This window comes from Pseudoalteromonas sp. L23 (genome assembly GCF_021728455.1).
In the GTDB taxonomy this organism is placed as follows: Bacteria; Pseudomonadota; Gammaproteobacteria; order Enterobacterales; family Alteromonadaceae; genus Pseudoalteromonas.
This window is the reverse complement of the sequence record NZ_JAKKCW010000001.1, coordinates 529,067-551,850: the sequence shown is the minus strand read 5'-3', so window position 1 is coordinate 551,850 and position 22,784 is coordinate 529,067. Positions and strand designations below refer to the sequence as shown.

Sequence of the window (22,784 nt, the reverse complement as noted above, 5' to 3'; positions counted from 1 at the left end):
GGTAATTACTCTGGCTGCTTTAATACTTCAACTGAAAGAATAATGACGGGCTCTTTAGGTATAAAGGTATAGCCAAGTTTTTCATTGTAGCCGGTTTCCACCTTCATAATTGCGTCCAGTGTTTCATAACCTTCAGAGACGTTCCCGAATACGGCAAAACCCCAGCCTCTTCCCGGGTTCAAGTGATCGTTGTCATCCATATTAAAGAAAAACTGCCTAGTACCTGAGTGTGGTTTGTTGTCTTGGTAGGCCATGGCAATGGTGTACATATCATTTTTCAAGCCATTACCGCTTTCATTGAAGATAGCTTCGCGCTCAAACATACCATCGTACTCTTTGTCGTAACCTCCACCTTGGATAACAAAGTCTTTTTCGTTGGCTTCATCACGCTCAACTCGATGAAAGACAGAGCCGTTATAATCTTTGTTAATAACGTAAGTTAAAAAGTTATTTACTGTTATAGGCGCTCTCGATCTGTCTAGTTCGACAATAATAGGCCCTTTACTAGTATTGATTTGAACTCGAGGGAATAGGTTATTCTTTTGTACGAATTTACCGTTCATTTCGGCAAATACATTCATACTTAATAATAGGATGGTTAAGCTTAGAATTATTTTTTTCATTAACTTCCTCTCACAAATTGAATAAATTCAGGATCTTGAATGATTCGAGTAACAACCTGTTGAGCTAGATTGTTGAGCTGTTCTTCGATTTTAGCTTGGTCGTGTTTTAGTGGACCATTTAAATTAGCGCTACCTTTATATTGCTTTTTGAAACTGCGAGTGCCTTGCTTTATCAGTACGGTGACGTCAGCTTCAGCATCACTTTGGTGAGTCGAGAAAGACTCCTCAATAATGGCTTTAAAGCGATTGATATCCACAGTGACTTGCGTTGCTGCAACCGGTGTTATTTGCGCGCCATGTGCAGTGAGTGCTTGCGTTAATACCTGATTGAAGTTAACCGGTAAATTAGCATCGGGTACGTAAAGTGCGGGTTCTTGGTTCTTCACGCGAATGGTGTATTTTGTAGTCCGTAGGTCGTTTACTTGTACCGCCACGTTGGCGGCAAGCGCGTTTGACGAAGGACCTTGATATTCCGGATGAAGAATGACACTGCGTGGTGAGCTTTCACAGCCCACGAGTATCAAGGTTAGCAGAATAATCAGCAATGAAAAACGCATGAAGTTAGCTCCTTTTTATTGCACTTAAAACAGTGAATTTTTTGTTGTTGCCTAGTGTCTTGCTGTTACCGAATAAGCGCTTGAGTTTGTCGTCATATTCCAAGTGGCGGTTACCGATAATTCTTAACTCTCCCCCATGGCGAAGCGCTGCCTTAGCTTGTAAAAACATCTGCCAAGCGATGTGATCGGTGATTGCATTGGCCTGATGGAATGGCGGGTTACACAGTATCAGATCCGCACCGTAATTTTCAAAACCCGTAAGGCAGTCGTTTTGTACGAACTGACAATCAGCAACACGCTCGGGTAGGTTATTGACGATATTTTGCTCCGCGCTATGCACAGCCATCGCCGACTCGTCGATAAAGGTGACGGTGGCATTTGGCATTTTTGCGAGCGTCATCAATCCGATGACACCATTACCACAACCGAGATCAATGACCTTCAATGGTTTTTTCCCCATAGGAAGGTAATTGATAAAAAATCGTGCGCCAATATCAAGAGAATCTCGTGAGAAGACATTTGCTTCATTCGACAAGGTAAAATCGGTTTTTTCCAGCGGCCAAGACACAGGGAATTTACTATCAATGGCTTTGGCTGACGTCTTGCTGAACACTAAACGCGATTTTTTTACCGCTAAGCTAGTCGTTGGCTCCGTCAAAAAGTGGCTAAAGCTTTTTAATGTTGAGGTGTGAATTTCTTTTGCTTTGCCAGCCGCAATTACGGGAATGTCAGTAGTCAATTTACTTAACTGTGCAAGTTGCGCTTGCAATAGCCCTGAATTTTTGGGAATTTTTATTAATATCAGATCGATATCTTTTGGCAGCTCATCCATGCTAGTGAGTACATCAACCTTAGCGTCCGCAAGTTCGTTGGCCTCTAAATTATACTCATAGGCGAGGGTACTTACATAAGAGTCGGTCACTACCGTACAGTGTTTGTCAGCAAGTGCACAGCATAATGCGCCAAAACTATCGTTGAGAATGAGAATACGGTTTGCATCGCGGTGATGTTCAAAGACATAATCTAACAGGTATTCGTCGGCTGAATCCCAAGCTTGTAGGCTGCGATTTTTTTGATCGAGTGGAAACCTATGTAGCGTAAAAGGGTTTCCGGCTAGAATTGCATCAGTCGTCATGTGAATGTTCTATAAATAAAAGCAGCGGGTAGTTTAACATGAGAGCAGTAGACAAAGCACGGAACTTGCCGAGCGGTTTTAGCTATCAAGCACAGGCTATTAGCTTCGACAAAAGTCTAGCGCTATACAATGTACTACTGAATAGCCTTGCGTGGCAGCAAAATACCATCACCTTATTTGGTAAGACCCATCAAACGCCTCGACTTGAACGCTTTATTGCCGACCCTGATGTGCATTACAGTTATTCTGGAAAGCGACTTGAAAATGCTCCTTGGCCTTCGGTATTGCTTGGGATGAGACAAACGCTAGAACGCAGATTTAATATTCCTTTTAATGCGGTATTGGCTAATTTTTATCGTGATGGTCAAGACAGTATGGGCTGGCACAGTGATGATGAACCCGAACTTGGTTTGACGCCCACAATCGCTTCACTGTCGCTTGGCGCGACCCGCAAATTTAAAATACGCCACAAAGTAAGCCACTCTGTAACCGACATTTTATTGGAAACTGGCAGCCTATTGGTAATGCAAGGTGATAGTCAGCGCGACTATCAACATGCTTTGCCAAAGCAGGCCAAGGTGACTCAGGGGCGCATTAATCTCACCTTTCGAAGTGTTGGAAATACGCGCTGAACGGCGTATAGTAGCATCACGAATTGCTCTAGGAGACAAGGTATAATGTCAATGCAATCACAGATTTATGACAAAATAGCTGAAGCCGTTGCGTGCAAGCATCTGAACGTTATTAATGAAAGCCATATGCACAGCCGTGGCGAAGAGTCTCACTTTAAAGTCATTGTTGTAAGCGAACAATTTATCGGCCAGAGGCTGCTGCAACGTCACCGAAAGATCAATGAAGTGCTAAAAGATGAATTACAAAACCATATTCACGCTTTGGCCATTCATGCCTATACACCAGAAGAGTTTTCGGACAAAGAAGGTCAGACGCCAGAGTCACCAAAATGCTTGGGTGGTTCTAAGTTCGATAGCTGATCAGATGTGTGTTTTACATATCTGCCAGTACACTACGCAGTAATTTTAATAAAGTGAGACCAATCTCACTTTTATTTTGTATCAAATCAATGGATAGGATCTCTTATGGTCATCAAACCAAAAATTCGTGGATTTATTTGTACTAATGCGCATCCAGTAGGCTGTGCTGCACACGTTCAAGAACAGATTGAATACGTAAAACAACAAGGCCAAATCGAAAATGGTCCTAAGAATGTATTAGTAATTGGTGCATCGACAGGCTATGGCTTGGCGTCGCGTATCACCGCTGCATTTGGTGCCGGTGCGAAAACGCTAGGTATCTTCTTTGAAAAAGAAGGCTCAGAGAAGAAAACCGCGTCAGCGGGTTGGTATAATACGGCTGCATTCCAGCAAGCTGCAGAAGAAGCGGGTTTATGGTCTAAAAATATCAATGGTGATGCGTTTTCTGATGAGTTGAAGCAAAAAACCATCGACACTATCAAAGCTGAGTTGGGTAAAGTAGATTTAGTGGTATATAGCCTTGCGTCTCCTCGTCGTAAAGACCCTAAATCTGATGAAGTTTACTCTTCAACACTTAAGCCAATTGGCTCAGCTATCACAACTAAAAACCTAAATACTTCAAAGCGCGTCATTGATGAAATGACAGTTGAAGCTGCTAACGAAGACGAAATTGCTAATACGGTTAAAGTGATGGGTGGTGAAGACTGGGAACTTTGGATTGATGCGCTTAAGCAAGCTGATGTACTGGCTGATGGTTTCAAAACAACGGCATACACTTATATCGGTAAAGAGTTGACTTGGCCAATATACGGTCATGCAACGATTGGTAAAGCAAAAGAAGACTTGGACCGTGCGACGCTGGCAATTCGTGAAACCACAGCGGATATTAAAGGCGAAGCGTATGTATCGTCCTTGAATGCGGTAGTGACACAGGCGAGCTCTGCTATTCCAATTATGCCTCTTTATATCTCTGCGCTATTCAAAGTGATGAAAGGTGATGGAACTTATGAGGGCACAATTGAGCAAATCCATGGGTTGTTTACTGAAAATCTATATGGTCAATCACCACGCTTTGATGATGGCGGTCACTTGTTCCAAAACTATAAAGAACTAGAAGACGGCGTTCAAGCTCGTGTGCAAACTATTTGGGATACTGTTGACACAGATACAATTGATGAATTGACGGATTATGTTGGTTATCACAACGAATTCTTGAAGCTATTCGGCTTCGGGGTTGACGGCGTAGATTACGAAGCTGATGTGGATGCAACGGTAGAAATTAATCACCTAGTTTAATTTCACGGTTTTTGATCTCACTGTTTTTGATTTTGCGGGCAAAGTGCTAATTGGTACTTTGCCCGTTTTTGTTTGACCGTGAATTTTTACTTATTTTGCAGATTAGGGTAAGAAAAATTTTATCTATGCAACTTTGGTCTATACTCCTTCCAGTGATGGATTTTTCAACTAATCTAAATCCACGTTAAAGTCGTATTAATTTCATAATTCCACTCGCATACTCAGTACGATTAATGTTAAAATCAGAGAAATATGTGAGGACTTTTATCACGACGCTGCTTTTTTGTGCGCGTTGAGAGGTATTTTAAAGGGGCTTGTTTGGGAACCCTATCCGGACTCATAACTTTCTGCTCTTTATACCTAATACTTAGTACAAACGAGGTGGCGCTGTGGTGACTAAAGATATTTTCAGTTTCTTTCCGTTAATGTAATGCAAGTGCGTATGATCAACATAAAAAAAGGTCTGGACTTACCAATAGAGGGCGCACCTCAGCAAGTTATTCATGATGGTTCTGCTGTCAAACGAGTAGCTGTGCTAGGTGAAGAATTCATCGGTATGCGTCCTACCATGCATATTCGTGTGGATGACCAAGTCAAAAAAGGCCAAGTTCTTTTTGAAGATAAAAAGAACCCAGGCGTCAAGTTTACTGCGCCAGCTTCTGGTGTAGTTAAAGAAATTAACCGTGGTGCTAAGCGTGTACTTCAATCCGTTGTGATCGAAGTTCAAGGCGACGAGCAAATCACTTTCGAGAAGTTTTCAGCTGCTGATTTAAGCAACTTAGACTCTGAAAAAGTGAAGGAAGTGCTAATCGAGTCTGGTCAATGGCCAGCGCTTCGTGCACGTCCATTCAGCCGTGTCGCTGTGCCGAGTGCAACACCTAGCTCAATCTTTGTGACAGCAACAGATACTAATCCGTTAGCAGCAGATCCTGCTGTTATCATCGCAGAAAACGTGGAAGCGTTTGAAGCGGGTCTAGCGGTTGTATCTCGTTTGACTGAAGGCAAAGTATTTGTGTGTAAGAAAGCGGGTGCTAATGTACCTAGTTCTTCTATCTCACAAGTAGAAGTTCATGAGTTTGCAGGTGTGCATCCAGCAGGTAACGTGGGTACTCACATTCACTTCCTAGATTCTGTAGGTACAAACAAGCAAGTTTGGCACATTGGTTATCAAGATGTCATCGCGTTTGGTAAGTTGTTCCTGACAGGTGAAATCTACTCAGACAGAGTTATTGCTCTAGCAGGTCCTCGAGTTAAGAACCCTCGCTTAGTAAAAACTCATGTCGGTGCGTCGCTAACAGATTTAGTTGCAGGCGAGCTTGAAGACGGTGATAACCGAGTCATTTCTGGCTCTGTGTTAGCTGGTAAAACAGCAACTGGCCCTCACGCTTACCTTGGTCGTTACCATACTCAAGTATCAGTTTTACTTGAAGGTCGCGAGAAAGAGCTATTTGGCTGGATCGCTCCGGGTAGTGACAAATTCTCAGTAACACGTACATTCATTTCACACTTAACACCTAGCCGTTTGTTCAAGATGACAACGTCTACTGGTGGTTCTAAGCGTGCGATGGTACCAATCGGTAACTATGAGCGTGTTATGCCACTCGATATTTTGCCAACGCTATTATTACGTGATCTTATTTCACGTGATCTAGATTCTGCGATTTCGTTGGGTGCACTAGAGCTAGATGAAGAAGATTTAGCACTATGTACTTACGTATGTCCGGGCAAATATGAGTACGGTTCAATCCTGCGCGATTGCCTGACTACTATCGAGAAGGAAGGTTAAAAATGGCCTTAAAGAAATTTTTAGAAGACATTGAACCTCACTTTGAACCTGGTGGTAAACACGAGAAGTGGTACGCGCTTTACGAAGCCGTAGCAACTATCTTCTATACTCCTGGTTATGTAAACAAAGGTGCAACGCACGTTCGTGATAACATCGACCTAAAACGTATTATGATTTTAGTGTGGATGGCGACGTTCCCTGCAATGTTCTTTGGTATGTTCAACATCGGTCACCAAGCTGCGCTTGCACTAGGTAACGGTTTTGAGCTTGCTAATACTTGGCAGGTAGCTATCTTCCAAGCGCTTGGCGGAGAATTAACCGCTGATGCCGGGTGGGGCGCCAAAACGTTCTACGGTGCGTGTTTCTTCTTGCCTATTTATGCAACTGTGTTTGCGGTTGGTGGCTTCTGGGAAGTGTTATTCGCGTCAGTTCGCAAGCACGAAGTAAACGAAGGCTTCTTCGTAACCTCAGTGTTATTCGCGCTTATCCTGCCTGCAACAATTCCGCTATGGCAAGCTGCTTTAGGTATTACGTTCGGTGTTGTAATCGCGAAGGAAATCTTCGGCGGTACAGGTCGTAACTTCCTAAACCCAGCACTTGCAGGCCGTGCGTTCTTATTCTTTGCGTACCCTGCTGACATTTCTGGTGACACAGTGTGGACAGCTGTTGATTCGTTCTCTGGTGCAACTTACTTAGGTCAAGCGACTGCAGGTTCACTAGACTACAGCAATATGGACCTTTGGTTTAACGCGTTTTACGGTTTTATCCAAGGCTCTGTAGGTGAAACATCAACACTAGCAATCTTACTTGGTGGTTTGTTCCTTGTTTATGTTCGTATCGCTTCATGGCGCATCGTACTAGGTACATTCATTGGTATGGTTGTAATGTCATTCGTTCTAAATGCAATTGGCTCTGAAACAAACGCTGCGTTTGCTATGCCTTGGCACTGGCACTTAGTACTTGGTGGTTTTGCATTTGGTATGTTCTTTATGGCAACAGACCCAGTATCTGCGTCTTTCACAGACAAAGGTAAATGGTTATACGGTGCGCTAATCGGTGTAATGGTTGTGCTTATCCGTGTTGTTAACCCGGCATACCCAGAGGGCATGATGTTAGCAATCTTATTCGCTAACCTTTTTGCTCCACTATTCGACCACTTCGTAGTGCAGTCAAATGTGAAGAGGAGATTGGCACGTGTCAACTAATAATGAATCAATGGGCAAAACGCTCGGCGTAGTTGTTGGCTTATGTTTAGTGTGTGCAATCGTAGTATCTTTTGCTTCGGTTCAGCTTCGTCCTATGCAGCAAGCAAACAAAAACGAAGATATTCAGCGTAACATTTTAGCCGTTGCTGGCTACGATAAAGTTAAAAACGTATCTGAAGTTTTTAACCAAAATATCGAATCACGTGTTGTTAGTCTTAAAACGGGTGAGTTTGTTGAAGACGTTAAAGCGGAAACTTTTGATTTTGAAGCGACTAAGTTTGATGCCAAACGTAGTTACAAGCTTTCAAAAGAAGAAGACAAAGCGGGTATTCAACGTATCACAAATAACTCTCCAGTTTATTTTGCAAAAGATGACCAAGGTAAAGTGTCCACTATCATTCTACCAATCCAAGGTTATGGCCTTTGGGGTGTGATGTATGGCTTCATTGCGCTAGAAGCTGATGGTGAGACGATTAAGTCAATCAACTTTTATAAGCACAGTGAAACTCCTGGTCTTGGTGGCGAAATCCAAAACCCTAAGTGGACTGCACTTTGGGAAGGAAAAGAGCTTCCTATCGACGTTGTTAAAGGTAGTGCTGGCGGTAACGAACACAAGGTAGATGGTCTATCTGGTGCGACACTTACTTCTAATGGTGTTGATCATACAGTAGATTTCTGGACAAGCGACAAAGCGTTTGGTCCATTCCTTGCGAAAGTACGTAAAGGAGCATTGAACTAATGGCTAATGCAAAAGAAATGAAGGAAGTCTTGTTTGGTCCTGTTTTTGCGAACAACCCGATTGCACTGCAAGTGTTGGGTATCTGTTCTGCACTAGCGGTAACTTCAAGCCTTAAAAATGCACTTATCATGTCAATTGCGTTGACATTGGTTACTGCGTTTTCAAGTTTATTTATCTCAATGATCCGTAATCACATTCCTTCAAGTGTGCGTATCATTGTCCAAATGACGATTATTGCATCTTTAGTAATCGTTGTAGACCAAGTGCTTCAAGCCGTTGTTTATTCAACAGCAAAAGAACTATCAACGTTCATCGGCCTTATCATTACTAACTGTATTGTAATGGGTCGTGCAGAAGCATACGCAATGAAGTCACCACCAACAATGTCGTTCCTTGACGGTATTGGTAACGGTTTAGGTTATTCTGTTGTGCTTTTAACAGTTGGCTTTATCCGTGAGCTATTCGGTGCGGGCACATTGTTTGGCGTTGAAATCTTACCACTTATCTCTGAAGGTGGTTGGTATCAGCCTATGGGTCTACTAGTTATGCCATTCAGTTCGTTCTTCATCGTAGGTGCATTTATTTGGGCACTACGTACTTGGAAGAAAGAGCAAGTAGAAGCGAAGGCATAAGGGGAGAGAGATGGAACAATATATCAATTTATTTATAAAAGCAGTTTTCATTGAAAACTTAGCTTTGTCTTTCTTCTTAGGTATGTGTACTTTCTTGGCGGTATCTAAGAAAGTAACAACGTCGCTAGGTCTAGGTATTGCGGTAGTTGTAGTTCTTGGTATCTCTGTACCAGTAAACAACTTGGTTTATCACGCAGTGCTAGCGCCGGGCGCATTGGAATGGTTAGGCTTCCCTGAAGTGGATCTTAGCTTCCTACGCTTCTTGACGTTTATCGGTGTAATCGCAGCGCTTGTTCAAATTCTAGAAATGACATTGGATAAGTTCTTCCCTGCGCTATATAACGCACTAGGTATCTTCCTACCGCTAATCACAGTTAACTGTGCGATTTTCGGTGCGGTATCATTCATGGTTGAGCGTAACTTAAACTTCGGTGAATCTGTAGTTTATGGTCTAGGTTCAGGTGTGGGCTGGGCACTTGCTATCGTATTGTTAGCAGGTATTCGTGAGAAGATGAAGTATGCAGACGTTCCTGATGGTTTACGTGGCTTAGGTATTACCTTTGTTACTGTAGGTCTAATGGGCTTTGGCTTCATGTCATTCTCTGGTATTTCACTGTAAGGTAGCGAGGAAACTATACGATGGAAACTATTGTATTAGGCGTAAGCATGTTCATCGCTATCGTTGTGATGCTAGTGCTTATCATCATTGCAGCGAAATCGAAGCTTGTAGCAAGCGGTGACGTTACAATTGATATTAACGGCGATCCTGAAAAAGCGATCAAGACTCCTGCTGGCGGTAAGCTACTAGGTGCACTTGCAAACGCGGGTATTTTCGTATCGTCTGCATGTGGTGGCGGTGGCTCATGTGGTCAGTGTCGCGTACATGTTAAAGAGGGTGGTGGTGATATTCTACCAACCGAACTTGACCACATCTCTAAAGGTGAAGCACGTGAAGGCTGTCGTCTAGCGTGTCAGGTTAATGTTAAAAACGACATGGAAATCGAAGTTGAAGAATCAATCTTCGGTGTTAAAAAGTGGGAATGTACTGTTATCTCTAACGATAACAAAGCAACTTTCATCAAGGAGCTAAAACTAGGCATCCCTGAAGGTGAAGTTGTACCTTTCCGTGCCGGTGGTTACATTCAGATTGAAGCACCAGCTCACCATGTTAAATATGCAGACTATGATATTCCTGAAGAATATCGTGCTGACTGGGAACGTTTTGGTTTCTTTAAGCTAGAGTCTAAAGTTGACGACGAAACGATCCGTGCGTACTCAATGGCTAACTACCCAGAAGAGTTTGGCATCATCATGCTAAACGTACGTATCGCAACTCCGCCGCCAAATAACCTAACATTACCTTGTGGTAAGATGTCATCGTACATCTGGTCACTTAAAGAAGGTGATAAGGTTACTATTTCTGGTCCATTCGGTGAATTCTTCGCGAAAGACACAGATGCAGAAATGGTATTTGTTGGTGGTGGTGCTGGTATGGCGCCAATGCGCTCACACATCTTCGATCAGCTTAAGCGTCTTAACTCTAAGCGTAAGATGTCTTTCTGGTACGGTGCACGTTCTAAGCGTGAAATGTTCTACGTGGAAGACTTTGACGGTCTAGCTGAAGAAAATGATAACTTCCAATGGCATGTTGCCCTTTCAGATCCTCAACCAGAGGATAACTGGGAAGGTTACACTGGCTTCATTCATAACGTACTTTTTGAAAACTATCTTAAGGACCATGAAGCGCCAGAAGATTGTGAGTTCTACATGTGTGGTCCTCCAATGATGAACGCGGCAGTTATTAACATGCTTAAAGACTTAGGTGTTGAAGACGAAAACATCCTACTTGATGACTTCGGTGGTTAATTAGGTTTCGGTCTAACAATGAACTTAAGTTAGAATATAAGCCCTCCAGCAAAATACTTTGCTCGAGGGCTTTTTTATACCCGTTGGTACTAAACTCAGGGAATTCTGATGCAAGCAAGTTACGCTTTTTTATCTCGATTTTTTATTATTTCGTTTTTATTCGTTTTTTTAACAGGGTGCCAAGACGCCAAACCTGAAGCCAAGGAAATTGTGCTGTCTGGTAAAACCATGGGCACGACTTACAACATCAAGGTATTCCCCGGTGAAAAGCCGCTCGAACAAGCGCAGTTGCACGATGAGGTCGAGCAAGCATTAAAGGCTGTTAATCAATCTATGTCCACCTATATCCCAGATTCTGAGATTAACCAGTTCAACCGTTTAGCCGCAAATACCGTTATGCCTATCAGTGAAGACTTTCGCTTGGTAGTTGCCGAATCTATCCGCCTTGGAAAGTCGACCAAAACGCTTGATGTTACGATGGGACCGCTTATCGATTTGTGGGGATTTGGTCCTGACAAAAGACCAACAATGCGTCCGTCACAGGTCGAGTTAGACGATATGCGCACTCGTATCGGTGTTGATAAGCTTATTTTAAATGACCGTGGTCTTGCGAAAACAGTTACGGGGCTGGAATTATCATTTTCTGCAACCGCTAAAGGCTATGGCATAGATAAGGTCGCTGAGGTGATTGAGAGTCATGATATTCATGACTATATGGTAGAAATCGGTGGCGAGCTTCGCGTTTCTGGCAAGAAGCCGGATGGTGAGTGGCGTATTGCTATCGAGAAACCCGATGCGCCTGTTGGTCAACGCCAAATTCACCGCGTGATAGAGCCTGGTAAAAACGGTATTGCAACTTCAGGAGACTACCGTATTTTTTATGAAATGGACGGTGAAACCTTTACACACCTTATTGACCCTACAACGGGTCGCCCAGTTAAACATGAGCTGGTGTCTGTAACGGTACTACATCCATCTGCGATGACGGCTGATGGCCTAGCGACAGCATTGACTGTGATGGGCACTGAGCGTGCAAAGGCGTATGCCACTGAGCATCAACTCCCCGTGTATTTGATGTATAAAAGTCCTGAAGGGATCAAGAGTTACGCGAGTGAAGCATTTCAGCCGTACTTGAATTAAGCTGTACAACACCCCATAATTTAATTGTGAGTGACGCCATGAAAGCGTATAATTTGCGCGTCGTCACTCAATTCAATGTAGCAATAAAAGGGGCTAGATAATGTCTTTATTCCTCCTTACTTTCGGTTTACTTATGCTTATCGCTGTTGCGATGGCTGTAGGCGTTATCGTACAAAAGAAATCCATGGCAAGTAGCTGTGGTGGTTTGGGCTCAATGGGCATTGACAAAATTTGTGATTGCGACGATCCATGCGACAAACGCAAAAAGCGGTTAGCAAAAGAAGAGATGTGGAAAGAAAACCAGATCCTATAACCGTAGAATGGTATTAATTGAAAACGCAAGCTTAGCTTGCGTTTTTGCTTTTTGGGTAACAAACCTCAGGTTAAGTAAAAATGCAGCGGCAGCTATATTTTGTTCGTCATGGTGAAACGACCCTATCAGGCCATTTACTTGGAGTGACAGATCCCGAACTCAGTAGTACTGGTGCTCAGCAATTGCTGCAATCGTTAACGAGCCTAAGTGGCCTGCAGGGTATTATTAGCTCTCCAAGGAAGCGCTGCCTGAATACAGCCACAGCCTTTGCAAAGCAGTATCAACTCCCCGTTGAGGTGGAGCCAAATCTCGCCGAATTTGATTTTGGATTATGGGATGGACAACCTTATGATACGCTTTGGCGAGAAACCCAATTTCCAAGTATTGGCGATTTTTGGCAAAACCCTTGGCTGCACACGCCTCCTGAGGGAGAGTCTATGTATGATTTTCATCATCGGGTTGCCACATGGTGGCACAGCATTTTGGAATCGCCAAGTGAAGAGTGTACCGCCGTCGTAGCGCATGCTGGAGTAATAAAAGCGCTTGTAGCACTTATTCTTGACCTATCGCCTGAGCTTACTGCATACCAATCGAAGATAGATATTCCTTATGCGGGTATAGTAAAAGTTGAGGTGTTTTACGACAGCAGCCAAACTGCTTGGCCAAAAGTTGTATTTTAGACGTCTAGACTTCATAATATTGCAAATTTCGTGATAGGCAGATATTGGGAATGAGGTGTGAGTCCTCAACTGTCCCCGCAACTGTAAGTGTATGAGTGTTACCTCTTGCATAAGTCAGATACCAAGGCCTATCTATATACTTAAGCGGGCAGACTTAAGTCAAAGTTGTCGCTTGTCTATAAGCTACTACTTTGCCGTGCCCAATCAGAGGTGCTATGGCAGTCACTCCACAGTTTCAAATCGATAAACTTAGCGTGCAGCTTGGTGGTAAAGCCATCTTAAAGGCACTCAGCTTTGCTATTAATTCGGGTGAATTTATTGGTTTGCTCGGACCGAATGGTGCTGGAAAGTCGACTTTGCTGCGCACTTTATATCAATACACAGCGCCAAGTTCTGGGTCGCTACTTTTCAATGGTAAGCCGCTAGCTAGTTATGGACGTAAAGCCTACGCGAGACATGTTGCTGTGGTGCTACAAGAGATCCCCGCTGAGTTTACTCTGCCATTATTTGATATGGTATTGATGGGGCTAACACCGAACAAATCACTGCTCGCGACAACGACGGCTGCTGAAAAACAGGCAATCTTACATGCCATTGAGCAGGTTGGATTGAGCCATAAATTAGAGCAATGTTTTAGCTCCTTGTCTGGTGGGGAGAAGCAAAGGGCAATGATCGCACGTGCCATGGTGCAAGCGCCTCAAGTATTGATAATGGATGAGCCCACCAGCCATTTGGACATTAAATATCAAATCCAAATTATGGAGCTGGCCAAACAGCTTGGTGTTACTATCATTGCGTCTTTTCACGACTTAAATTTGGCTAGCGCCTTGTGCGACCGCTTATTAGTATTAAATAACGGTGAGCTTGTTGCAGATGGGTCGCCACTTGAAGTCATTACCGAAAGCCTATTAAGCCAAGTTTTTGGGGTATGTGCAGAGGTTTCTACTGTCCGCCATCCGCCAAATAACAGTGAGATCCCACATATACGCTTTCATTACGGGTATCAATTATGATTGCCGCAAAGCGGATCGCGTTGATATCGATACTGCTATTGAGCTTGTGCTGTTTTAGCATGCTGATGGCACTTAAGATCGGTGCGATTGATTTATCTTGGCATACGGTTATACAAGCGATTATTAATTTCGATCCCAACGTACTTCAACAACGGGTGGTAGTTGAGCTTCGTCTGCCACGGACGTTACTGGCGATGAGCGCGGGAGCAGGACTGGCGATAGCGGGTCTTATTTTACAAACCGTGACGCGTAACCCGCTAGCTGATCCTTATTTATTTGGTATTTCTTCAGGTGCTTCATTCGGTGTGGTGGTGCTTATTGCGCTATTTGGTGCACAGTCTAGCCTAATGATGTCTGGGGCTGCATTTGTCGGAAGTTTGCTGTCTATCTTGCTGCTTTTATTTGTGGCAAAACGCAATGCACTACAGCAGGTAGAAACTATGCTCTTGGCGGGCGTCGCACTTTCTTTTCTGTTCAGTGCCTTTACTAGCTTGTTGCTCTATTGGAGTGACCCTCAAGCCATCAGTGCAATCTTGTTTTGGAATCTAGGCTCGTTTGCAAGGGCGAGCTGGCAATGGCTATGGCTTCCATGTTTGGTCGTGTTGCTGAGTTTTATCACGCTTTTAGTGATGCGTCGGCCGCTCAACGCCTTGTTACTCGGAGATGAGAGCGCCACCACGCTTGGCGTGAATGTAGGACGAGTGCGAATAGGTATGTTGTTATTGAGCTCCTTGCTCACCGCAGTACTTGTGGCTGCGTGCGGCGGAGTCGGATTTGTAGGCTTGATGATCCCGCATATCGTACGCTTTTTTATCTCGCAAGCAAAGGTCATTGGGCTTGTGGCCACCGCGCTTTGCGGTTCGCTTTTGATGCTATGGGTGGATGTATTGTCGCGCACGCTTATCGATAATCAGGAACTTCCTGTGGGGGTGATCACCGCCGCCATTGGCAGCGTGTTTTTCTTAGCATTGCTTATTTTCAAAAATCGCCGCTCTGGAGGCGTCGGAGTTACCCATGGTTAAACCGTTAGATACTCGCTTAAACACGCTTATTCAACAGCGCATCGACTTAAAAACCAAACCGCTAGGTGCGCTAGGTAAGCTTGAAGCTTTAGCTGTGCAGCTAGTACAGATCTTCTCACAAGGGCAGACGCAATTAGACATAGAGCAGTTAGCAATAACACGCCCTGCAATGTTTGTTTTTGCGGGTGACCATGGTATTGCAAGCCAAGGGGTTTCTATTGCGCCAAGCGAAGTAACTGGGCAAATGGTTGCAAACTTTGTGCAGGGGGGGGCCGCGATCAATGTCTTTTGTCGACAACTTGGTTGGCAGTTAACCGTAGTAGACTGTGGCACATTAGTGCCATGCGAGCCTTCGCCGAATTTGCGCTCGCAGCGACTTGGCGATATTACTCATGCTTTCCATAAACAGCCCGCGATGAGCGAAATGCAGCTCAAGCAAGGACTTGAATATGGAGAGCAAGTGGTGATGCCCGCTATTGAAGCGGGTAGCAACGTGATTGCTTTTGGTGAGATGGGGATTGGCAATACCAGTTCTGCAGCTGCAATTTTAGCGGCGCTCAGCGGGGCGAGTGTGGAATTATGTGTGGGGCGCGGTACAGGCATTGACGATGAAACGCTTTGCAAAAAACGGGCACTTATCAAACAGGCTCTAGAATATCATCAAGATAAGCTTGCGACACCAGAACACATTTTGCAGCGCCTAGGTGGCTTTGAAATTGTGCAAATGGTTGGTGCCATGCTGGCGGTTGCACGGGCACAAAAAGTAATCATAGTGGATGGCTTCATCTCTACCGCAGCGGCTATGTTGGCAAGTAGAATTGCACCGCAAAGTAAGCAATATATGGTGTTTGCTCACGGCTCTATGGAGCAAGGCCATAAGTTAATGTTAGAGCAGTTAAACGCTGAGCCATTACTGCATTTAGATATGCGCTTGGGTGAGGGAACGGGCGCCGCTCTAGCGCTTCCATTATTACAAGCTGCGCTAGGCTTCTTTTGCGAAATGGCAAGCTTTGCCGATGCCGATGTTACGCAAGTGGTAGACGCATAATGCAGTGGCAACAAGAGTGGCGACTGTTTAAGTTTGCTGTGGTGTTTTTAACGCGGGTGCCAATTCGTTTGGAACCAGCCCCTTCTTCTGATGAACTCAGCGAAGTGAGTGGTTACTTTGCTTTGGTTGGTTTATTTGTTGGTAGCTTCTCGGCCATGCTTGGCTATGTTGCCAGTAGTGGTGTATCGCCGATGTTTGGTGCCGTTGTCGTACTGACTGCGAGTATTTTACTTACCGGGGCTTTTCACGAAGATGGTCTTGCCGATGTTTTTGACGGTTTTGGCGGTGGCTGGAGCCGTGAACAAAAGCTTGAGATCATGAAAGATAGCCGTCTTGGTACATACGGTAGTTGTGCGCTGATATTGCTGTTATTGGCCAAATTTTCGCTTTTGACCATGCTCTTTAATGACTTTGCTGTGACACTCGCTGCACTTATTTTAGCCCATAGCCTAAGTCGTGCCTTTGCGGTGTCTTTAATCGGTGCGCTTAACTATGTACAGGCTAATGAGCTGAGCAAAGTTAAGCCGGTAGCGAAACATATATCGAGTGCTGCGGCGACCCGCCTTACGCTCACTACCATCGCGATTTTAATTTTCTGTTGGCCATGGCTTGCGCTTTCACTGTTCGACTTGTTGATGCTGTGTACTTGCTTGTTTGTGCTAAGACTTGTGTGCATTAAATGGTTTAACGCTCAGCTTGGTGGTTACACCGGAGATTGTTTAGGGGCTGCGCAACAGCTTGCTGAGCTTGTTATTTTGCTTTTTATTGTGGGTCATCTCTAATGGCACAAATACAGTTAATACTGGGCGGTGCTCGCTCAGGCAAAAGTCGCTTGGCAGAGCAGCGCGCTATTCTATTGTTAGAGCAAGGTGCGGTGAACGAACTTTACTATGTTGCAACTGCAAAAGCCCAAGATGAAGAAATGAAAAGCCGAGTGTTTGCTCACCAGATGCAGCGTGATAGCCGCTGGCAGCTAGTGGAAGAGCCGTGGCATATTGATAAGCTTATTGCTACTGCACGCGAAGATGCGCTGTTACTTATCGATTGTTTGACCTTATGGCTGAGTTTTGGCTTATGCGAAATGGGTAAGGCCGCGACCATAGACAAAAAAGAACATGTGCTGGCGGCACTAGAAAGCTGTGCTGCCACTGTTATTTTGGTGAGTAACGAAGTGGGGCATGGGATAATTCCGCTTGGCGAGCTAAGCCGTGAGTTTGTTGATGAATCTGGTTGGCTCCATCAAGACATTGCTAAAGTGGCCGACAGAGTCGATTTTGTTATTGCAGGCTTGCCACAATGTTTAAAAGGTCAAGACGTATGAAAACCTTAATGGTACAGGGCACCACGTCTGATGCCGGTAAAAGTACACTGGTTGCGGGACTTTGCCGGGTGCTGCAACGAAGAGGCTTATCTGTTGCGCCTTTTAAGCCGCAAAATATGGCACTAAATAGTGCCGTCACACCTTGTGGCGGTGAAATTGGTCGGGCACAAGCACTCCAAGCCGAAGCCGCAAAAGTCCCGCTATCCACAGACTTTAATCCAATTTTACTTAAGCCAAATTCCGACACTGGCGCACAAGTGATCATTCACGGCAAAGCCATTAGCAATATGGAAGCAGCCGCTTATCATGACTACAAAAAGGTAGCGATGGAGGCCGTACTTTCCTCACATCAACGCCTCAGCGAACAATTTGAGCTGTGCATAGTGGAAGGGGCGGGGAGCCCTGCTGAGATCAATCTGCGTGAAAATGACATTGCCAATATGGGGTTTGCCTGTGAAGTTGCATGCCCCGTGATCATTATCGCTGATATCGACAAAGGCGGGGTGTTCGCACACTTGGTTGGCACACTTGCGCTATTAAGTGACTATGAACGAAGCTTAGTTAAAGGCTTTGTGATCAATCGCTTCCGTGGTGATATTGCGTTATTGCAATCAGGACTTGACTGGCTCGAGCAAAAAACGGGTAAGCCTGTACTTGGGGTATTGCCCTATTTGCATGGCTTAGCGCTCGATGCAGAAGATGCGGTGACGGTGGACAATATCTGTGAACGGGGATCGTTAAGCGTTAGGGTTTTACTATTTCCTCATATTAGCAATCACACCGATTTTGACACCTTGCGCTTAAACCCTGAAGTGGATTTGCGTTATGTACGCTATCAAGAATCTATCGGTCCTTGTGACTTAATCATTCTGCCCGGCAGCAAAAATGTGTTGAGCGATTTAACCTTCTTACGCAAACAGGGTTGGGCAGAAGAAATCAAACGGCATCTGAGGTACGGTGGTAAGGTACTAGGTGTGTGTGGCGGTTTGCAAATGTTAGGTAAGTTCATCAGAGATCCAAATGCGGTGGAATCAACACTCGGTGAAGTCGCAGGACTTGGTCTGGCTGACTTTGAGACCACACTCTCAGAGCAAAAAGTACTGACGCAAGTGTCTGGCATTTGCCAATTGGATGAGCAAAGTGCTGAAATTTGTGGTTACGAGATCCATGCAGGGATCTCTTCTGGAGCGGCACTAGAGGTGCCATTCTTGCGATTTAACACACATCCAAATAACAGTGTGCAGGACGGTTTTATCTCCCGAGATAATCAAATTGCAGCCACCTATTTACATGGTTTATTTGATACGGTCGCCGCCACACAGGCTATCTTGTCTTGGGCCGGTAGTAAGCAAGCGGGAACAGCCGCGATTGATTTAGCGAAGCACAGAGAGCTGCAAATTACGCGTCTTGCCGACAGCTGTGAAGCACATTTAGATTGGCAAAAATTGATGAAAATAATTGAGGAATAACATGAGCGAACAACAAGATAAGCATCAGCAACGACAGCAAAAAGTAAAACAACAAGTCGATGAAAAAATTGCCGCAGCGCAGCAAGAGCAGGGCATTTTACAAGTGATCACAGGTAATGGTAAAGGTAAGTCAACATCTGGTTTTGGCACCGTTGCACGTTGTGTCGGTCATGGTATGAACGCTGCGGTTGTACAATTTATTAAAGGAACCTGGGATTGCGGTGAACGCAATTTGCTCGAAAAAGTCGGCGTGCCATTTGCGGTCATGAAAACAGGCTTTACGTGGGAAACGCAAAACCGTGAAACTGACACTGCCGCTGCCCAGGCGACGTGGCAGCAAGCAAAAGTATGGCTACAAGATGAAAGCATCGATTTGGTATTGCTTGACGAAATTACGTATATGTTGAGCTATGACTATCTAGATTTGGACGAAGTCATAACGGCGCTAGAAAACCGTCCTACTATGCAATCAGTGATTGTAACTGGGCGCGGTGCACATCGACGCCTGACCGAGCTTGCAGATACCGTGAGCGAAGTGCGTAATGTGAAGCATGCGTTTGAGGCCGGCATTAAGGCGCAAAAAGGGTTTGACTACTGATGCGAAAATTCGCCTTATTTATTGTTCTAGGTTTTGCCTTTAGCGTTAGTGCTAAGCCCGCAGAGCGGATCATCGCGCTTGCGCCTCATATTGTCGAAAATCTTTATGCAATAGGAGCTGGGGAGCGGATTGTAGGCACGGTCGCCTATGCCGATTATCCAGAATCAGCCAAGCAACTGCCTCAAGTTGGCGACTATCAAGGCATTTCGGTTGAGAAAATTTTGGCACTTAAGCCTGATCTTATCATTGCGTGGAAAAATGCAAGTCACGTTCCTATGCTTGAAAAGCTGGAGAGTTTTGGTGTTGACGTGATTTATAGTGAAGCGAAATATCTAGATAAACTACCCGAGGAGTTACTACGCCTAGGTAAAATTACTGGCCTTGGAGCTCAAGCTCAGCAACAGGCTGATTTATTTGCTAAACGTTTAAATGAACTAAAGGCCCAGTATAAACAAAGCGCTAGCTTAGCTGTATTTTATCAATTGTGGCCATCACCGCTGATGACCGTAGGAGGCGAAAGTTGGTTACAGCAAGTCTTTACTGTGTGTAATGTGAAAAATGTTTTTGCCGACGCCACCACGGACTATCCACAAATTAGCATTGAGAATGTTCTGTTGAAATCACCGCAAGTGATTGTGATCCCTGAAGAAAAGACCAAACAAGAGGTTAAAGCAATTGCATGGCAGCAATGGCCGTCGATCCCTGCGGTAAAGTATCAACAAACTATTTCGGTAGATGCCGATCTGCTCCATCGTTACAGCTATCGTATGCTTGAGGGAATATCGGATTTATGTGGTAAACTCGACGTTTCTCGAAGCCATTATAATATGATGAAAAAAGGTGAAGCATGACAACGTGGAGTGACGTGTTAGGTCAGGAAAAACAACAAGATTACTTTAAACAAACCATGGATTACGTGGCAGAGCGTCGTGCTCAAGGTATAAATGTGTTTCCGCCCCATGAACAAGTATTTGACGCGTTCAAAGTCACGCCTTTTGATCAGGTTAAAGTGGTGATTTTAGGGCAAGATCCCTATCACGGCCCCAATCAAGCTCATGGTCTATGTTTCTCTGTGTTACCAGGGATTAAGCCGCCGCCGTCGTTAAATAATATGTATAAAGAGTTGGTGCAGGATATTGACGGCTTTCGCATACCTAATCACGGCTACCTAATTGACTGGGCTAAACAGGGCGTACTGCTGTTAAATACGGTGTTGACGGTAGAACAAGGCCAAGCCCATTCACACAAGCATTTGGGCTGGGAGCGCTTTACAGATGTAGTGATTGAAAGGCTGAATGCCCACAGCGAAGGTGTGATTTTCTTACTCTGGGGCTCACACGCCCAGAAAAAGGGTAAGAGCATAGACACAAACCGTCACCATGTTTTACACGCACCACACCCTTCGCCGCTCTCAGCACATCGCGGCTTTTTTGGTAGTGGCCATTTTAGCAAAACTAATCAGCTGCTCACCCAAATGGGTAAGCAGCCAATCGATTGGCGATTGGCCGAGTTATAGCAGATAAAAACCAAAAAGAGCGCCGTGAAGGGCGCTCTTTTTAGTTAAAATCAAATTCGTCTAAATCAACATTGTCTGCGAAAATATCCAATTCCTGTAGTTCTTTGCGTAGTCGCTGTTTATCTTTTAGCGCTTCAATTTCACGCCATTTTCTTTTTTTGCCCTTAGATGAAGTTTTTTTCCTAGTATCCGGACTTTCTAATAATTCTAATAACTCGTCTAGGGTATCCATGAAAATCTCCTATTGATAAAAACAACCTAAAGTGGCATTTGCTTTGGCTGTTGTTAGCACTACAACTGCAATGACACCGTTGATCTCTTCATACTATTTGGCAAACCTCAATATGAGGAACCGATAAAAGTCTGATAGCTAAAGTACGCTACAAACAACCCCGCGTTGCTTGCTTTTTGTACCAAAACCAGAAAGTAGCGGCATCAATTTTCACTTCAAGTGATATTGATATACCACAGACGGGATAAAAATAAAACACAATTGTGTCTTTTGGGTTAAAAGCAAGTGACAGTTTGATGAAGGTCAATTTGGGTGATATCTAGGAAGTGTTCAGAAGGGTTTGTATTGAGAGCGATAACAAAAACGCCGCATATTGCGGCGTTTCGAAATCGAATGTTTAAGGCACTTACAGTGCTTTAAAGCGTGCGACTAATGTTTCTTGTGCATCGGCAAATGAGCGAATACCTTCAGCAAGCTTTTCTGTGGCCATTGCGTCTTGGTTATGTAACCAACGGAACTCACTTTCGCTAAGCGCTGCAGGTTTTGCTTTAGGCGTAAAGTCAGCCTCAAGTAGGTAATCTTCGTTTGCAGGCATTGCAGCAAGCTCTTCTAATAGAGAAGGGCTAATCGTGAGCTTATCGCAACCCGTTAGGGCTAGAATTTCACCTGTATTTCTGAAGCTGGCGCCCATTACAACGGTTTTATAACCGTGCTGTTTATAGAATTCAAAAATACTACGAACAGATTGCACACCCGGATCTTGTAGTGGGTTAGTTGGTTTTTCTAGGCCGTTGGCAACGTGCCAATCTAGAATACGCCCAACAAATGGTGAGATTAAAAATACGTTTGCGTCGGCACATGCACGTGCTTGCGCTTCGCTAAATAGCAGCGTTAGGTTACACTTAACACCTTCTTTTTCCAGTGCTTCAGCGGCTTTAATACCTTCCCAAGTCGATGCAATCTTAATCAAGATTTTGTCTTTGCTTACGCCTTGCGCTTCATATAAATTTAATAGCGTTTTTGCTTTTGCGATAGTCGCTTCGGTATCAAAAGATAAACGTGCGTCTACTTCGGTTGAGATATATCCCGGCACAGAGTTCGCGATTTCTTTACCAATCACAACGGCAAAATAGTCACAAGCAAGCGCTAACTGCTTGTCAGCGTCACTTTCATTGGCTTTGGCATAATCCCAAGCTTCTGTTAGATAAGGCTGATAAGCAGGCGTCTCCGCCGCTTTAAGTAAAAGAGAAGGGTTAGTTGTTGCATCCTCAGGCTGTAGCTTGCGGATGGCTTCAATGTCACCGGTGTCAGCGACGATTGATGAATGTTGTTTTAGCCTATCTAATGCTGAAGTCATGTGTTCCTCATTCCAATATTGATAACAGCGAAGTGATATTAGACGCCTTATGTTGCAACACCGTGAAATAGCTGAATAGGTCATATGTCCGTATCGGGCGACATATCACACTCGCTATTTGAGGTTGTTGTTATATAAGGTCGAGTTGTAAAGCGAAGCTGTACTTTAACAGCGAATTGCTTAAACCCAAGTGAAAGCGGACAAACACTTGAAGTTACTTGGGGATAGTGTTGAAATTGACATT

At 44.4% G+C, this 22,784-nt stretch carries 26 protein-coding genes and 1 riboswitch; of the genes, 21 read left to right on the top strand and 5 right to left on the bottom strand.

Going from position 1 to position 22,784, the window contains the following annotated elements; translation table 11 throughout:
- Nucleotides 1–5: 5 nt before the first annotated feature.
- Genes L3V43_RS02555 through L3V43_RS02545 form a run of 3 tightly spaced genes read right to left on the bottom strand, consistent with a single transcriptional unit; the run spans nucleotide 6 to nucleotide 2,315 of the window.
- Nucleotides 6–623 carry a peptidylprolyl isomerase gene (locus L3V43_RS02555; RefSeq protein WP_010606092.1) on the bottom strand — a complete coding sequence of 206 codons (618 nt, stop codon included), beginning with the start codon at nucleotides 621–623 and terminating at the stop codon, nucleotides 6–8.
- On the bottom strand, nucleotides 623–1,180 hold the full coding sequence (locus L3V43_RS02550; protein ID WP_010606093.1) for a YajG family lipoprotein: 558 nt from the start codon (nucleotides 1,178–1,180) through the stop codon (nucleotides 623–625). Before L3V43_RS02550 ends, L3V43_RS02555 begins: the two co-directional genes overlap by 1 nt.
- A 4-nt stretch (nucleotides 1,181–1,184) precedes the next feature.
- On the bottom strand, nucleotides 1,185–2,315 hold the full coding sequence (locus tag L3V43_RS02545; RefSeq protein WP_237115782.1) for a methyltransferase: 1,131 nt from the start codon (nucleotides 2,313–2,315) through the stop codon (nucleotides 1,185–1,187).
- 38 nt (nucleotides 2,316–2,353) lie between these two features.
- Here L3V43_RS02545 and L3V43_RS02540 point away from each other — a divergent pair, with 38 nt between their 5' ends.
- The 21 genes from L3V43_RS02540 to ung all read left to right on the top strand — a co-directional run bounded on the left by L3V43_RS02540 (nucleotide 2,354) and on the right by ung (nucleotide 20,951).
- A complete protein-coding gene (locus L3V43_RS02540; RefSeq protein WP_237115783.1) occupies nucleotides 2,354–2,947 on the top strand; it encodes an alpha-ketoglutarate-dependent dioxygenase AlkB in 594 nt (197 codons plus the stop codon).
- 45 nt (nucleotides 2,948–2,992) lie between these two features.
- Complete coding sequence (locus L3V43_RS02535) at nucleotides 2,993–3,307, top strand: BolA family protein (protein ID WP_010372214.1); 315 nt, start codon at nucleotides 2,993–2,995, stop codon at nucleotides 3,305–3,307.
- Nucleotides 3,308–3,412: 105 nt separating this feature from the next.
- Nucleotides 3,413–4,603: an enoyl-ACP reductase FabV gene (fabV, locus tag L3V43_RS02530; protein WP_102057372.1), complete on the top strand. Its 1,191-nt coding sequence runs from the start codon at nucleotides 3,413–3,415 to the stop codon at nucleotides 4,601–4,603.
- A 442-nt stretch (nucleotides 4,604–5,045) separates the two neighbouring features.
- Complete coding sequence (locus L3V43_RS02525; protein WP_010372207.1) at nucleotides 5,046–6,389, top strand: Na(+)-translocating NADH-quinone reductase subunit A; 1,344 nt, start codon at nucleotides 5,046–5,048, stop codon at nucleotides 6,387–6,389.
- A gap of 2 nt (nucleotides 6,390–6,391) precedes the next feature.
- Nucleotides 6,392–7,594, top strand: coding sequence for an NADH:ubiquinone reductase (Na(+)-transporting) subunit B (locus L3V43_RS02520; protein WP_010372204.1), 1,203 nt, complete (start codon nucleotides 6,392–6,394; stop codon nucleotides 7,592–7,594).
- Complete coding sequence (locus L3V43_RS02515) at nucleotides 7,584–8,333, top strand: Na(+)-translocating NADH-quinone reductase subunit C (protein ID WP_102057371.1); 750 nt, start codon at nucleotides 7,584–7,586, stop codon at nucleotides 8,331–8,333. The genes L3V43_RS02520 and L3V43_RS02515 overlap by 11 nt, the downstream gene beginning before the upstream one ends.
- The gene (locus tag L3V43_RS02510; protein WP_010372200.1) at nucleotides 8,333–8,965 is read left to right on the top strand and encodes an NADH:ubiquinone reductase (Na(+)-transporting) subunit D; all 633 of its coding nucleotides are present in this window, start codon (nucleotides 8,333–8,335) and stop codon (nucleotides 8,963–8,965) included. Before L3V43_RS02515 ends, L3V43_RS02510 begins: the two co-directional genes overlap by 1 nt.
- Nucleotides 8,966–8,975: 10 nt before the next feature.
- Nucleotides 8,976–9,584: an NADH:ubiquinone reductase (Na(+)-transporting) subunit E gene (gene nqrE / locus L3V43_RS02505; protein WP_010372198.1), complete on the top strand. Its 609-nt coding sequence runs from the start codon at nucleotides 8,976–8,978 to the stop codon at nucleotides 9,582–9,584.
- A gap of 20 nt (nucleotides 9,585–9,604) precedes the next feature.
- Entirely contained in the window at nucleotides 9,605–10,831 is a 1,227-nt protein-coding gene (nqrF, locus tag L3V43_RS02500; protein ID WP_102057370.1) for an NADH:ubiquinone reductase (Na(+)-transporting) subunit F, read from the top strand.
- Nucleotides 10,832–10,939: 108 nt separating this feature from the next.
- Nucleotides 10,940–11,971, top strand: coding sequence for an FAD:protein FMN transferase (locus L3V43_RS02495; RefSeq protein ID WP_102057369.1), 1,032 nt, complete (start codon nucleotides 10,940–10,942; stop codon nucleotides 11,969–11,971).
- 100 nt (nucleotides 11,972–12,071) lie between these two features.
- Complete coding sequence (gene nqrM / locus L3V43_RS02490) at nucleotides 12,072–12,284, top strand: (Na+)-NQR maturation NqrM (RefSeq protein ID WP_010372193.1); 213 nt, start codon at nucleotides 12,072–12,074, stop codon at nucleotides 12,282–12,284.
- An 80-nt stretch (nucleotides 12,285–12,364) separates the two neighbouring features.
- Nucleotides 12,365–12,964, top strand: a complete 600-nt coding sequence (locus L3V43_RS02485) for a histidine phosphatase family protein (protein WP_102057368.1) — start codon at nucleotides 12,365–12,367, stop codon at nucleotides 12,962–12,964.
- Nucleotides 12,955–13,110: riboswitch (cobalamin riboswitch) on the top strand. It overlaps the preceding gene by 10 nt.
- A 69-nt stretch (nucleotides 13,111–13,179) precedes the next feature.
- Nucleotides 13,180–13,977, top strand: coding sequence for an ABC transporter ATP-binding protein (locus L3V43_RS02480; RefSeq protein ID WP_237115784.1), 798 nt, complete (start codon nucleotides 13,180–13,182; stop codon nucleotides 13,975–13,977).
- Complete coding sequence (locus L3V43_RS02475) at nucleotides 13,974–14,999, top strand: iron ABC transporter permease (protein ID WP_102057366.1); 1,026 nt, start codon at nucleotides 13,974–13,976, stop codon at nucleotides 14,997–14,999. Before L3V43_RS02480 ends, L3V43_RS02475 begins: the two co-directional genes overlap by 4 nt.
- A complete protein-coding gene (gene cobT, locus L3V43_RS02470) occupies nucleotides 14,992–16,047 on the top strand; it encodes a nicotinate-nucleotide--dimethylbenzimidazole phosphoribosyltransferase (protein WP_237115785.1) in 1,056 nt (351 codons plus the stop codon). Before L3V43_RS02475 ends, cobT begins: the two co-directional genes overlap by 8 nt.
- Nucleotides 16,047–16,829 (top strand): adenosylcobinamide-GDP ribazoletransferase, encoded by a 783-nt coding sequence (cobS, locus tag L3V43_RS02465; RefSeq protein ID WP_237115786.1) that lies wholly within the window; start codon nucleotides 16,047–16,049, stop codon nucleotides 16,827–16,829. Before cobT ends, cobS begins: the two co-directional genes overlap by 1 nt.
- Nucleotides 16,829–17,368: a bifunctional adenosylcobinamide kinase/adenosylcobinamide-phosphate guanylyltransferase gene (gene cobU, locus L3V43_RS02460; RefSeq protein ID WP_010606107.1), complete on the top strand. Its 540-nt coding sequence runs from the start codon at nucleotides 16,829–16,831 to the stop codon at nucleotides 17,366–17,368. Before cobS ends, cobU begins: the two co-directional genes overlap by 1 nt.
- Nucleotides 17,365–18,837 (top strand): cobyric acid synthase, encoded by a 1,473-nt coding sequence (locus tag L3V43_RS02455; RefSeq protein ID WP_235366542.1) that lies wholly within the window; start codon nucleotides 17,365–17,367, stop codon nucleotides 18,835–18,837. The genes cobU and L3V43_RS02455 overlap by 4 nt, the downstream gene beginning before the upstream one ends.
- A 1-nt stretch (nucleotide 18,838) precedes the next feature.
- A complete protein-coding gene (gene cobO, locus L3V43_RS02450) occupies nucleotides 18,839–19,435 on the top strand; it encodes a cob(I)yrinic acid a,c-diamide adenosyltransferase (RefSeq protein WP_045987675.1) in 597 nt (198 codons plus the stop codon).
- Nucleotides 19,435–20,286, top strand: a complete 852-nt coding sequence (locus tag L3V43_RS02445) for a cobalamin-binding protein (RefSeq protein WP_237115787.1) — start codon at nucleotides 19,435–19,437, stop codon at nucleotides 20,284–20,286. Before cobO ends, L3V43_RS02445 begins: the two co-directional genes overlap by 1 nt.
- Nucleotides 20,283–20,951, top strand: coding sequence for a uracil-DNA glycosylase (ung, locus tag L3V43_RS02440; RefSeq protein ID WP_039493728.1), 669 nt, complete (start codon nucleotides 20,283–20,285; stop codon nucleotides 20,949–20,951). The genes L3V43_RS02445 and ung overlap by 4 nt, the downstream gene beginning before the upstream one ends.
- Before the next feature lie 40 nt (nucleotides 20,952–20,991).
- Here the strand turns inward: ung and L3V43_RS02435 are convergent, their stop codons facing one another.
- Both L3V43_RS02435 and tal read right to left on the bottom strand, forming a co-directional pair.
- The gene (locus L3V43_RS02435; RefSeq protein WP_010606112.1) at nucleotides 20,992–21,183 is read right to left on the bottom strand and encodes a DUF3545 family protein; all 192 of its coding nucleotides are present in this window, start codon (nucleotides 21,181–21,183) and stop codon (nucleotides 20,992–20,994) included.
- A gap of 406 nt (nucleotides 21,184–21,589) precedes the next feature.
- The gene (gene tal, locus L3V43_RS02430) at nucleotides 21,590–22,540 is read right to left on the bottom strand and encodes a transaldolase (RefSeq protein WP_102057360.1); all 951 of its coding nucleotides are present in this window, start codon (nucleotides 22,538–22,540) and stop codon (nucleotides 21,590–21,592) included.
- Nucleotides 22,541–22,784 lie beyond the last annotated feature (244 nt).